The sequence below is a fragment of the Microbispora sp. NPDC049633 genome, from assembly GCF_040675265.1.
Classification (GTDB): Bacteria; Actinomycetota; Actinomycetes; order Streptosporangiales; family Streptosporangiaceae; genus Microbispora; species Microbispora maris.
The window spans coordinates 1-11,533 of sequence record NZ_JBFAOO010000221.1 but is presented as its reverse complement, the minus strand read 5'-3'; the positions used below and the strand labels follow the sequence as shown (position 1 = coordinate 11,533).

The window sequence follows — 11,533 nt, the reverse complement described above, 5'->3', positions numbered from 1 at the left end:
TTCCGGGGCAACCCCTCTAACTTACCCGAACCCCCAGCCCGGCGCAAAACCACCGACCCAGACACCCAAGAAAACAAGAGAGACGCCGGCGACCAGCCCGCGCACAGCCAACACAACCACCGAAGTGATCGAAGAGGAGTGCGCCGAACCGCGCCGACACCACAAGATTACCAGGGCCTGCCGACAGCTTGGCCCGGCCAAGCTCCAACGCATCGGCCCGGAGACCTATTCCCGCAGGTCATCAACCGGAGAGAAGTTCCATGCGAGTGCGTACGCTCCAACGGCATCGACCCCGGGCTTCATTCCCGTCACGAGTCGCGCACGCGCACTGGGGTAGAGGGCCGGACGTGCTAGGACTTGATCCACCTTGCGCAGCCTTGCCAAGAAGAAGGGGTAGGAACGGGACGTGATTCGACAGGGGTTCCCTCGCGCCCTGATCGTGCTGGCCGGCACCGCCGCCGCGGTGATCACTCTCGCCGGTGTCCAGGCGGTGGGCTCCATCGTCGGCCCGGTCGTCCTGGCTCTGACCCTCGTCATCGCCGTCTCCCCGGTGCGCGGCTGGTTGGCCCGGCGCAAGGCCCCGGTGTGGCTGCAGGTCGCCGTCCCCCTCGCCGTGGTGCTCCTGGTCCTGCTCGGCATGGTCGCGATCCTCAGTCTGGCCGCCGCGCAGCTCGCCATCCTGGCCCCCACGTACGCAGACCAGTTCAACGCGATGGTGGCCGACCTCCAGCAGTGGGCGGCGGGCCTCGGCTACGGCAGCGAACAGCTCAACAAGGCGCTGTCTTCGCTCGATCCCGGCAAGTTCATCGGCGTCGCCCAGAGCGTGCTGAGCAGCCTGCTGGGAGTGCTGTCCAGCCTGTTCCTGATCGTCGTGCTGCTGCTGGCCATGAGCCTCGACGCCCCCGTGTTCGCCCGGATCGTGGACGCCGCCTCGACCGAACGGCCCGCGCTCGCCCGCGCGCTCAAGACCTTCACGTACAAGACCCGCCGCTACCTGATCGTCTCGACCGTCTTCGGCCTCGTCTGCTCGGTCCTGGACATCACCGCGCTGTACGTGCTGGGCGTGCCGCTCCCGTTGCTGTGGGGAGTGCTCGCCCTCATCACGAACTACATTCCCAACATCGGCTTCATCCTCGGCCTCATCCCGCCCGCGCTGCTCGGGCTGCTGGAGGGCGGGCCCAAGACCATGCTGCTGGTGATCGTGGCCTACATGGCGATCAACGTGGTGATCCAGTCGTTCATCCAGCCGAAGTTCCTGGGTGACGCCGTGGGGTTGTCGACCACGGCCACGTTCCTCTCGCTGATCGTCTGGGCGTGGGTGCTCGGGCCGCTCGGCGCGCTGCTGGCGATTCCGCTGAGCCTGCTCGTGCGTGCCCTGCTCGTCGACAGCGATCCGGACAGCACCTGGGCCGCCGCGCTCATCTCCGGACGGTTGCCGGAACACGCCCCGGCGTCCGGCGCCGACCCACAACCGGAGCAGTCCGAACCCCGGTGAGACAGTCCGGCCGCGCGTGATCGGCTGCGCAGCGGACGCCGGCCTGGTCCAGGGCGACACGGGACGGTTCGCGGGGTGCCGCGCGGCGCTCCGGCTTAGGGTCTGAGCATGCGGCGATGGGACAACGACGAGCGGTTCACCGGGATCGCGGACGCCTCGGCGATGGAGCCGCAGGTCTCCGCCCTGCTGGATGCGATGGCACGGGACGGATGGGTGACGGAGCAGCCCGAGGCGCACCTGCTCCCCCACCTGCGCCGGGCATGCGGGCCGGAGTGGCTGCTGACCGGCGAACGCCTGCTCGACGACGGTGTGTACGAGGTGACGGTGTCGCTGGCCGGCGACAGGGAGGGCGTCCACGTGCATCGTGACGTGATACGGCTGCTGTCGGCGATCGCCGAGAGCGTCTTCTTCGTACGGCAGGCCGCGCCGGGCGTGTTCGAGTGCGTGACCGGAGTGCTCGACGGGGACCCGCCCGGGTTCGCGAGCCACGGTCACATGGTCCGGCTCATCGTGACCTGAGCGACCCCTCCCACGGGATGGAAGGGGCACGGGCTCAGGTGGCGGGAACGGTCTCCATCTCCTCCGGGCGGGGCTCCGCTGCGGTCTCCATGTGCCTGCGCCGCCACGGGATGGCCGCGATCAGCAGCGGGAACAGCACCAGCGAGCTGATCGCCCAGGGCGCGTGCAGCTCACCCCACTTGGGTCCGTGGAACTGCGTGAGCACGATGTATCCGATCGCCGCCCACAGCGAGCTGCCGAGGATCGCGGGCCAGGCCCAGCGGGTGGGCCGGGCGACCAGGAACGGCATGAACCACAGCAGGTACTGCGCGCCGAGACGCGGCGTGAAGATCATGAAGGACAGCAGGATGGCGATCGTGACGTCGACCGGATCGGCTTTGCGCCACCAGATGAGACAGCCGACGATCGCGGCGTAGATCATGTACTGGCCGATCCTCGCCGGGGTCGGGTCGAGGTTCCAGTTGCCGCCGCTGACCAGGGCGGTCCAGCCCCAGTCGCCCGTGATCGGGCGGACGTCGCTGGGCCGCAAGCCGATGGTGTTGAGCACCTCGGGCAGTTGCCGCCATTCGGTCCAGCCGCCGATGGGCAGCGTCAGCAGGAAGAACACCGGCGAGACGCCGGTGGCGACCAGCGTGACCAGGCGGCTGCGCAGCCCCGGCAGGAACATGAGCAGGGCCGGCACGAGGATCACCGGCCAGCTCTTCGCGCAGAGCGCGAGCCCCATGAGCAGGCCCGCCCACACGGCGCGGCCCGTCGCCGCGCGGTCCTCCTCCGACGGGCGCACGATGCGCCGCACGATCTCACCCGGCGGGATCCAGGGCAGCGGCAGGTCACGGTTCGCGAGCCGGACACTGGCCCACGGCAGCGGCGCCGGCCGCCGCCAGTCGCCCGGGCCGCGCGCCACGACGTACGCCGCGACGCCGAAGACCAGGGAGACCGGCTCGACCTGGCCGTGCACGGAGGCGACGAGGATCGCGAGGGGGTTGCAGGCGTACTGGAAGGCGCGCAGCTTCTCGGTCCGTCCCCCGGCCAGCTTGCCGACCAGCGGGATCAGCACGATGTCGGCGACGACGGTGACGATACGGCCGGCGTACTCCCAGGGGATGCCGAGCCACAGCAGCAGCCCGTACATGTACGGGATCGTCGGGAGGAAGTGCCATCCGCCGTTGCTCTCCAGCACCGGATCGCGGTGGTCCAGGATCGCCACGCCGGCGGGCTGGAAGCTGTTGACGTAGTCGACCGGCTGCCACTGGGTGTCCCTGGCCGACAGGACCATGATCAGCACGCGTACGGCGATGCCGAGCGTGAGCGTGACGGCCAGGGAGGGCCGCCAGCCCTTCCATTGGGCGACGAGCGCGAGCGCGACGCCGGCGACGAGGACGATGCTGGTGGGGATCGCGTATTCCATGACGGTGCCAAGACTGCCTGACGAAGGGCACAACAGGCGACTCGATCCCGGATTCGGTGAGCACGCCATCGCGATCCGTCACGATTCGAGGTATTGTGACCACGGAGCGTTACATCCAGGAGACTTCGATGAAAATTCGCCTTTGGGTCACCCTTGCCGTGGCCGTGATCGTCGGAATGCTGATCGGCCTGCTCGCCCCGACGCATGGTGGCGACCGGTCCGGCGGATAGGGGGGTCGTCCCCGCCGGACCGGCCGCCTGCTCATGGGCGCCCGGCTCGAAGCGACACGCGCCCCGGACGCCGCGCCCCGGGCGCCGCGCGGCGACGGCGAGGGATCCGGTCCGGCGGGCCGAGCCCGGATCCCTCTGACCGTCGGTACGACGCGGGTCAGAAGCCCGCGGTGACCCGGGTGAAGTCCCAGTCGTTCTGCGCGATGCCGCTGCAGTTCGACACCACGCCGCCGCCCGGGCAGCCGCGGTCACGGTTGACCGACCAGAAGGCGAGCCGGCCCAGGCCCTTCGACTTGGCCCAGTCGCGGATCTGCGTCCAGGTGGACAGTGAGGTCAACTCCTGCTGGTCGGACAGGCCGTTCATGCCCGAGATGCCCATGTGCGCGTACGCCTGGGCGTCGCTCCAGCCCCAGGCCGCCTTGAGCGCGTTCTTCAGGCCCTCGGACGCGTTGACCGTGTTCTGGTACATGTTCGCGCCGCCGCCGAAGTCGAACGGCATGATCGTGTAGTTGTCGATGTTGACGCCGAGCGCCTTCGACTGGTTGATCAGCCGCGTGCCCCACCAGCTCGGGCCGGTCGTGCTGGTGCCGAAGGTGACGACGACCTTGACGTTCGGGTTGTTCTGCTTGACGATCTTCAGTCCGCCGAGGATGCGGTCCTGAACGGCCTCGTTCTCGAACTCGTCGCTGTTCTCGATGTCGAAGTCGACCGCGGCCGGGTTGTAGGCGTTGATGACCTGCTGGACGGCCGAGGCGAAGGCGGACGAGCTGGAGCAGTTGGGGCCGAGCTTGTTGCCCGACCAGCCGCCGAAGGAGATCTGGACGTTGCCGCCCGCGGCCTTGATCTGCGAGATCGCAGTTGCGTCGGGGCTACCGGACAGCGGGCGGGAGCCGTCCCACGCCGGGGTGCAGCCGCCGCCGGAGAGCATGAAGGCCATCGTGAACTGCTTGACTCCCGTGGCGTTCATGACCGTGGCCGGGTTCGGCGGGTTGCCCCAGCCCTCGTACAGGTACGGCGCGCCGGGGAGCTTGCCACCGCTCTGGGGGCAGCCCGTGGTCGTGCCGGTCACCGCTCCGCTCGCCGCGGACTCGCCGTTCGAGTTGTACGCCTTGACCGTGTACGTGTGGGTGGTGCAGGTGCCGAGGCCGGAGATCGTGGCGCTGGTGCCGCCGACCGTCGCCTTGACCGAGGTGCCCTCGTAGACGCGGTAGCCGGTCACCGTGCCGCTCGACGCGGACCAGGACAACGAGATCGACGCGTTCGTGGTGCCGGTGACGTTGGGGTTGCCCGGCTTGCCGGGCGCACCCGCGGGCGGCGTCGGCGACGGGCTCTGCGACGGGGTGCCGCCGCTGACCTTCTTCCACAGCGCCGGGACGATCGGCGGCTCCCAGCCGGTCAGGGAGGTGTGCGCCTGGATGCACTCGTAGTCGGCGCCGTTGTAGGTCACCCGGGCGCCGACGGCGTACCAGGTGTTCGGGGCCCAGGCCGGGTAGGCCAGCATGACCACGCTGTTCGGGGCGGCCGAGGCGGAGGCGGCCGTTCCCGCGACCAGTCCGGCGACGGCCAGGAGGAGGGAGGCCAGCAGGGCGACCAGCGCCCTGGTGTGCCGGCCCGTACCGAAGCGAAGCTGCATTCTTCCTCGCAATGGTGGTTGGGGGGTGGGTGGGGGGTTCACTTCAGGGCGTCGAGATACGCCCTGTGGGAGCGGGAGAATTCGGAGCCCGTGTACTTGTCCCAGTTGACGGACCAGGCCATGAGGCCGCGCAGGCCGGGAAAGACGCCGTGCGGCCGGTAGGAGCCGCAGCCCGTCCCCTTCGCCAGGCAGCCGAAGGCGCTCTGCACCTCGGGCGTCGTGGTGTAGCCGTTGCCGGCGTACGGCGCGGCGGGCAGGCCGATCGCGACCTGGTCGGGACGCAGCGGCGGGAAGGTCGCGCCCCCGGCCACGGGGAAGCCGGTGAGCAGCATGTCGGTCATGGCGACGTGGAAGTCGGCCACGCCCATCGTGTGGTACTGGTTGTCGAGGCCCATGATCGGCCCGGAGTTGTAGCCCTGGACGTGCAGCAGCGTGAGGTCGTCACGCAGTGCGTGGATCACGGGCAGGTACGCCCCGGAGCGGGCGTCGGCCGTGCCGTTCCGGCCCGGACCGTAGAACTGGTAGCCGAGCTGGACGAAGAACGTCTCGGGGGCCATGGTGAGCGTGAACTTCGCGCCGTACCTGGCCTTGAGCGACCGGATCGCGGAGATGAGGTTCACGACCACCGGGGTCGTCGGGTTGCGGAAGTCGGTGTCGCCGGGGTTCAGCGACAGCGAGTGGCCCTCGAAGTCGATGTCGAGGCCGTCCAAGCCGTACCTGTCGATGATCGCGGCTACCGACTGGACGAACTTGTCCCGGGCGGCGGTGGTGGTGAGCTGCACGATCCCGTTCTGGCCGCCGATCGAGATCAGCACCTTCTTGCCGGCCGCCTGCTTCGCGCGGATGGCCGCGGCGAACTCGGCGTCGCTCTCGACGTTCGGGCACTCGGTGACCGGGCATCGGGTGAACCGGATGTCGCCGGAGGTGGGCGAGGTCGGCTCGCCGAAGGCCAGGTCGATGATGTCCCATGCCGCGGGCACGTCGGCCATCCGGACGTAGCCGGAGCCGTTGGCGAACGACGCGTGCAGGTAGCCCGCCAAGAGCCGCTTCCCACCCGGCGGCGGGGGCGTGGGCGAGACGGACGGCGACGGAGAGGGAGACGGGGATGGGGATGGGGATGGGCTGATGGAGGGCGAGGGGGACGGAGAGGGCGAGGCCGTGGCGCCGGGGCCGTCGAGGACGACGTCGTCGGCGTAGTAGGCGCCCTGGCCGTACCAGCCGTTGACGTAGATCGTCACGCTCGTGGTGGACGACCCCGTCGTGAACGACGTGGACAACTGCGACCAGGACGCTCCCGGCGAGGCCCACGTCTGGGCGTTCACGCCGGCGCCGGCCGCGCCCAGGAACACGTAGTTTCCCCGCACCCACGCCGACAGCGCGTACGCCGTGGACGGCTTGACGGTGATCGTCTGCTCGCATCGGGCGTAGTCACTGCCGGCCGGGGTGGCGGACAGGGCCCTCGACCCGCCGTGAACCGGACTCGACACCACCTGCGCGGTGGACGCGCACGTCCAGCCCGACAGGCCCGACTCGAACCCAGGATTGGCGGCGATGTTCGCGGCACGGGCCGGTCCGGTGAACGTCGCCGTGAGCAGGCCGGCGAAGGCGACGGACGCCGCCGCGCCGAAGCCGATGAGCTTCTTCATGTGCGTCATCCCGTGTACGAAGCGAAGATCTTGGAGAACTCGTAGGGCGACTGGGGGACGTTGGTGCAGGAGTAGAGCGCGCCGGTGCAGGCGTTGCGGTCGCGGGTCGTCTCCCAGAAGGCCAGCAGGCCGAGGTGCCTGTCCTTGGCGAAGGCGACGAGCTGACGGGCGTCGTCCTGGTTGTAGATCCGGCCGTCGTCGTTCTGGCCGAGCATCGGCGTGACCCCGACCATCCGCCACACCCGGTCGTCGGACAGGCTGGGATACAGGCTCTTCAGCTGGCCGAAGGTGCTGTTCGCCGCCTGGACCGCCGCGTCGCCGTAGTCGACGGACTGGTAGTAGTCCATGGCCATGACGTTGACGGCGTCGAGCCTGACCCCGGCGTCGCGGGCGGACCGCACCACGTTGAGGCCGTCGGCGGTCAGGCCGTTCGGCAGGACGGGCAGGGTCAGGGAGATCTTCAGGTCGGGGTGGGCCTGCTGCAGCCGGGCGAGCGCCTGGGAGCGGCGGGCGATGGACGCGGGCTCGGCCGCCGCCGATCCCTCGATGTCGAGGTCGATGTATTTCAGGCCGTAGGCGGTGACGACGGCGTCGTACTCGGTGACCAGCGCGTTCACGTCCGTGCACGCCTGGGCGAGTTCGATGCCGGTCGCGCCGCCGAAGGACACCTTGACGTCCCCGCCGCCGGCCCTGATCGCGTCGATCTGGTCCTTCGCCCACTTCTGCCGCGGGTCGTACGCGTTGAACCACATCGCCTTGCAGCCCGACGCGGTGACGAACGCGAGAGTGAAGCTCTTCAGGCCGGACGCCGTGGCCATCGCGGGCAGGCTCGGGGTCGGCCACGCGCCCATGTCCACGTACGGCGCGGTGCGCAGGGCGCCGGGCGCGGGCGGCGGCGGGCTGGGGGACGCGCTCGGAGACGGGGACGTGCTCGGGGACGGGGACGGCGAGGTCGTGATTCCGTCGCACGGGCCGCCGTTCAGGCGGCAGTTCACCGGTTTGCCGGGCCCGCTGTTCACCCACCCGAACGTCGCGGAGGCGCCGGGGGCCAGGGTGCCGTTGTACTCGCGGTTCCTGAAGGTGTAATGGTCACCGGAACGCGTCATCAACGCGTCCCAGTAGGCCCCGGCCGTCGAGCCGGCGGGGAGGTCGAACTCGACCGTCCAGCCGGAGAGCGCGGAGGTCCCCGTGTTGGTGACGGTGTAGCGGCCCTGGTAGCCGGATCCCCAGTCGGAGTCGGTGGAGAAGACGGCCTTGACCGTCGCGGCCTCGGCGGGCAACGCGACGAGAGCGAGCGCGAGTGCGGCCATCGCGGCGAGCGCACGCCAGACGTGCTTGATCTGCATGGACACAACCTCTGTCGGGGGGTGAACGGGGAGGTCATGGAATCCGTACGGCCGGCGCCTGACGGAGGCGGCCGATCAGAACGGCACCGGCCGTACGGCACTCAAGGGCGTCTGGTGACGGGACGCGGAGGTGAAGAGGCTAGAGGTGAGGAAGGGCCATCGTCAGCTCCCAGGTTGTTCTTTTAGGAAAGTTTCCTAAGAGTTGTACGGATCGTAGCTTCGCGGTCGCCGGTCCACAAGACCCAATTCGACAGCGTTCCTTACGAAGGCTGTCATCGCTGGTCGGCACGCGATGACGTGTTATGCGCGCGTTAAGGGCCGACTGGCTGTCCGTTAAGACGGTTATGTCCCCCAGGACGCTCACCAGCGGGTTTCACCGGGCTCGGCGCAGCCGCCGCCCGGCGGTGCGCGAACGCCCGGGGATGTGCGCCCGGCGGACGGGTGCCCGGTGGCGAAGCGAGGTCAGCGCGCGAGTAGAGCCGGAGCAGCGCGGGCCATACCCGGCAGCGCGGGCCGAGGCAGCGCGGGCCCGAGCCGGAGCCGGGGCCGCGCGGGTCGAAGCAGCCCGGGCCGAAAGCAACGCGAGACGAAAGCAGCACGGGCCGAAAGCAGCACGGGCCGAAAGCAACGCGAGACGAAAGCAACGCGAGACGAAGCATCGCGACCGAAGCAGCGCGCGACGAAGTGGATGGCTGCGGCAGCGCGGGGTGAAGCCGGATCAGCGCAGGACGGCGCCCTCGCGGACGGCGTGCCGTCCGTCCCGCTGCACGTTGACGAAGTCGACGAGGCCGACCAGCCTCTCCAGCTCGAACCCGGCATCGATGCGGTCCGGGTCGGCGGGGAGGTAGACCGTGAGCAGATAGTGGCGGCCCGTGGCCGCGCCGAGCGCGTCGAGTTGCGCGCGGAACTCGGCCAGCAGGGCCGTCAGGTTGCGCCTGTCGTCGACGCCGGTGTGGTTGCCCAGGTGCCCCTTGCCGCCGGGCCACTCCCAGTCGATGTCGATGCCGTCGAAGACGCCGGCCGCGCTGCCCGGTCCGCCCCTGCCACCGGCTCCCGGCAGGTCGCCCCTGATGTACGCGTCGAGACACGACTTGACGAACTTCTGCCGGCTGGCGGCGGTCCGCGCGACGTCGGAGAAGTACTTGGAATACGTCCAGCCGCCGATCGAGATCAGCGTCTTCAGACCGCGGTGGCGGGCCTTCAGCTTCTTCAGCTGGTTGAAGTTCCCGGCGAGCGGGGCGTCGGGAGGATCGGCCACGCCGTCCAGCGACTCGGCGGCCGTGAAGCCACGCTGGTAGTCGGCCCAGGCGTCCCCCGCGCCGTCGCCCTGGTCGGGGTCGTTCGGGTCGGGCGCGAGCGGCCGGGTTACCCCGGTGAGACAGGTCATCGATGCGGGGTCGATGTTCGCGAACGCGTAGAGGACGTGGGTCAGCCTGCCCGCCAGCCCGCCGGTCTCGAGGTCGCGCACGGTGGACGTGGCGCCGTACGCGCCGCGCTGTGCGACGTATCCGACCCTGATGCGGCCCGGCGAAGGGGACGGCGACGGCGTGACGGTCACCGTGACCGTCACCTGCGGCACGGGAACGGCGTTCTGCACCGTCACGGCGTGCGCGGTCGCGGCGTGCGCGTTGCCTGCTTGCGCCGTGCCTGCTTGTGCGGTTGCGGCTTGTGCGGTGCCTGCTTGCGCGGTGCCCGCTTGCGCGGGGGCGACCGCTGCCCGCACCGGCGCGGGGGCGGCCCGCGGTGGCACGACCCGTGACCTGGCCTGGCTGACGGCCGTCGTGCCGGTCTCGGTGGCGCGGGCCGGGCCGTACCAGGCGACGAACAACGAGGACAGCAGGGCGCTCAGGACCACGACGGTGAAGGCGCCACGCGTGATCGCTCCCATGGTGGGCTCCGAACAGTGACGAGCCTCCGCGACGAGGCACGGAGACGAGAAGAGGAATGCCGCGGGAGCGTAGTGATGTCGCCGTCGGGCCGACAAGCAGCGGAGTCTTAAGGCCGGATTATGCCTGGCTCATTTCGCAGGTGGGCGCGTTCCAGCTGCACCACCTGCGGTTACCCATGGTGCCGCCCTTTTCTGCAAGTTTCACCCCCGCCCCCCCCGGTGGCGAGACCCCTGGCCCCGTGCCGGCGTCGTGCCAGTCCTGATGCCGGTCCTGTGCCAGTCCCGTGCCAGCGCGGGCGGCGAACGTCGGAGCATGACGTACGCGATTGAGGCCCACGTTCTCGTGAGAGATACGGCGACAAGGCCGCGCTGGCGGGGGTCGACCTCGCCGCGCCGCCGGGCACGGTGTTCGGCGTGCTCGGCCCGAACGGCGCGGGCAAGACCACCGCGGTCCGGATCCTCGCCACGCTCGTCTCCCCCCGACGGGGGCCGGGACGGCCGCCTCAGACGGCGCCGACCAGGGTGAAGACACCCGCCCCCACCAGGGCGAACGCCCACATCCTGTCGAGGTTGAACCAGGCCCGCCGCAGGACGGCGACACCGAGGAACTCGTACACCACGACGGCGAGGACGGTCGCCGTGAGGAACATCGCGAGCGTGTGCACGCCGGCGACGAGCATGCCGCCCGACAGGGCGTGCCCGTGATGGCTCGCCGGCATGCGGGTCAGCACGGGCAGCAGCATCAGGCCCGCGCCGTGAACCGACGACATCAGGAACGACCACGCGGCCAGTTGCGGCAGCGACAGCCGCATGCCCACCCAGCGGAAGTGCCGCCGGGAGAGCAGGTGCCACAGGCCGAACCCGACGAGCACGACGCCCGCTCCGATCGCGAAGGCCGTGGCCGTCACCAGCGACCCGGTCGCCGACACCACGGCCACCACGAGGGCCACCGACACGAGGTGGCCCAGCGCGATGACCGGCAGGGACTGCAGCAGCAGGTCGCGGCTGCGCTCCTGCAACCCCCGCGCGACGGCGAACAGCCAGCCCATCGCGGGATTGATCCCGTGGAAGGCGCCGAGCAGGATGACGGCGGTCAGGGTCACGGGTAGCAGTAGGAGTCGGAGGACGCGTCGCCGCCCTGGAGCCGGGTCTGGTGCGGGCGCAGGCCGCGGAAGTCGTCGCCGTGCGGGAAGAAGCGCTCGTCCAGTGTGAACGACTCGGTGTCGATCTTCGCCATCCAGGCGCCCACGCCGTCGGGATAGAACTGGTCGTCCCAGGCCCCGTACAGCGAGTTGGTGACGTAGACCCGGCGGCCGTCGCGGCTCACCTCGACCATCTGCGGGCCGCCGGCGAGCCGCTCGTCCGGCG

General features: G+C 70.1%; 9 protein-coding genes and 1 pseudogene. 3 read left to right on the top strand and 7 right to left on the bottom strand.

The features are described 5' to 3' along the window. Positions 1-406 precede the first annotated feature (406 nt). A complete protein-coding gene (locus AB0J39_RS34055; protein ID WP_363472313.1) occupies positions 407-1,495 on the top strand; it encodes an AI-2E family transporter in 1,089 nt (362 codons plus the stop codon). A gap of 108 nt (positions 1,496-1,603) precedes the next feature. Further along, positions 1,604-2,014: a hypothetical protein gene (locus tag AB0J39_RS34050; RefSeq protein ID WP_346229829.1), complete on the top strand. Its 411-nt coding sequence runs from the start codon at positions 1,604-1,606 to the stop codon at positions 2,012-2,014. A gap of 34 nt (positions 2,015-2,048) precedes the next feature. On the opposite strand, the gene AB0J39_RS34045 is transcribed toward AB0J39_RS34050, so the two are convergent. From AB0J39_RS34045 to AB0J39_RS34025, 5 genes are all read right to left on the bottom strand, one after another. After that, positions 2,049-3,422: a hypothetical protein gene (locus tag AB0J39_RS34045; protein ID WP_363472311.1), complete on the bottom strand. Its 1,374-nt coding sequence runs from the start codon at positions 3,420-3,422 to the stop codon at positions 2,049-2,051. Positions 3,423-3,809: 387 nt separating this feature from the next. Beyond that, a complete protein-coding gene (locus AB0J39_RS34040) occupies positions 3,810-5,285 on the bottom strand; it encodes a carbohydrate-binding protein (protein WP_363472309.1) in 1,476 nt (491 codons plus the stop codon). 38 nt (positions 5,286-5,323) lie between these two features. Further along, on the bottom strand, positions 5,324-6,931 hold the full coding sequence (locus tag AB0J39_RS34035) for a glycosyl hydrolase family 18 protein (RefSeq protein ID WP_363472307.1): 1,608 nt from the start codon (positions 6,929-6,931) through the stop codon (positions 5,324-5,326). A 5-nt stretch (positions 6,932-6,936) separates the two neighbouring features. Continuing rightward, a complete protein-coding gene (locus tag AB0J39_RS34030) occupies positions 6,937-8,277 on the bottom strand; it encodes a cellulose binding domain-containing protein (RefSeq protein ID WP_363472306.1) in 1,341 nt (446 codons plus the stop codon). Positions 8,278-8,995: 718 nt separating this feature from the next. Further along, entirely contained in the window at positions 8,996-10,165 is a 1,170-nt protein-coding gene (locus AB0J39_RS34025; protein ID WP_363472304.1) for a glycosyl hydrolase family 18 protein, read from the bottom strand. A 369-nt stretch (positions 10,166-10,534) separates the two neighbouring features. Between AB0J39_RS34025 and AB0J39_RS34020 the strand changes: the two are divergent. Then, positions 10,535-10,645 (top strand): annotated as a pseudogene (locus AB0J39_RS34020) (ATP-binding cassette domain-containing protein); the annotation flags it as partial. A 23-nt stretch (positions 10,646-10,668) separates the two neighbouring features. Here the strand turns inward: AB0J39_RS34020 and AB0J39_RS34015 are convergent. Together AB0J39_RS34015 and AB0J39_RS34010 are read right to left on the bottom strand one after the other, a co-directional pair. Further along, a complete protein-coding gene (locus AB0J39_RS34015) occupies positions 10,669-11,277 on the bottom strand; it encodes a hypothetical protein (protein WP_363472315.1) in 609 nt (202 codons plus the stop codon). Beyond that, on the bottom strand, positions 11,265-11,533 hold a 269-nt coding region (locus tag AB0J39_RS34010; RefSeq protein WP_363472302.1), incomplete at its 5' end, for a selenium-binding protein SBP56-related protein. The genes AB0J39_RS34015 and AB0J39_RS34010, both read right to left, overlap by 13 nt.

Excerpts from the sequence above, each read along its gene's own strand:
- AB0J39_RS34050 (WP_346229829.1), top strand. The coding sequence starts at position 1,604 with ATGCGGCGATGGGACAACGACGAGCGGTTCACCGGGATCGCGGACGCC.
- AB0J39_RS34045 (WP_363472311.1), bottom strand. The coding sequence starts at position 3,422 with ATGGAATACGCGATCCCCACCAGCATCGTCCTCGTCGCCGGCGTCGCG.
- AB0J39_RS34040 (WP_363472309.1), bottom strand. The coding sequence starts at position 5,285 with ATGCAGCTTCGCTTCGGTACGGGCCGGCACACCAGGGCGCTGGTCGCC.
- AB0J39_RS34035 (WP_363472307.1), bottom strand. The coding sequence starts at position 6,931 with ATGAAGAAGCTCATCGGCTTCGGCGCGGCGGCGTCCGTCGCCTTCGCC.
- AB0J39_RS34030 (WP_363472306.1), bottom strand. The coding sequence starts at position 8,277 with ATGCAGATCAAGCACGTCTGGCGTGCGCTCGCCGCGATGGCCGCACTC.
- AB0J39_RS34025 (WP_363472304.1), bottom strand. The coding sequence starts at position 10,165 with ATGGGAGCGATCACGCGTGGCGCCTTCACCGTCGTGGTCCTGAGCGCC.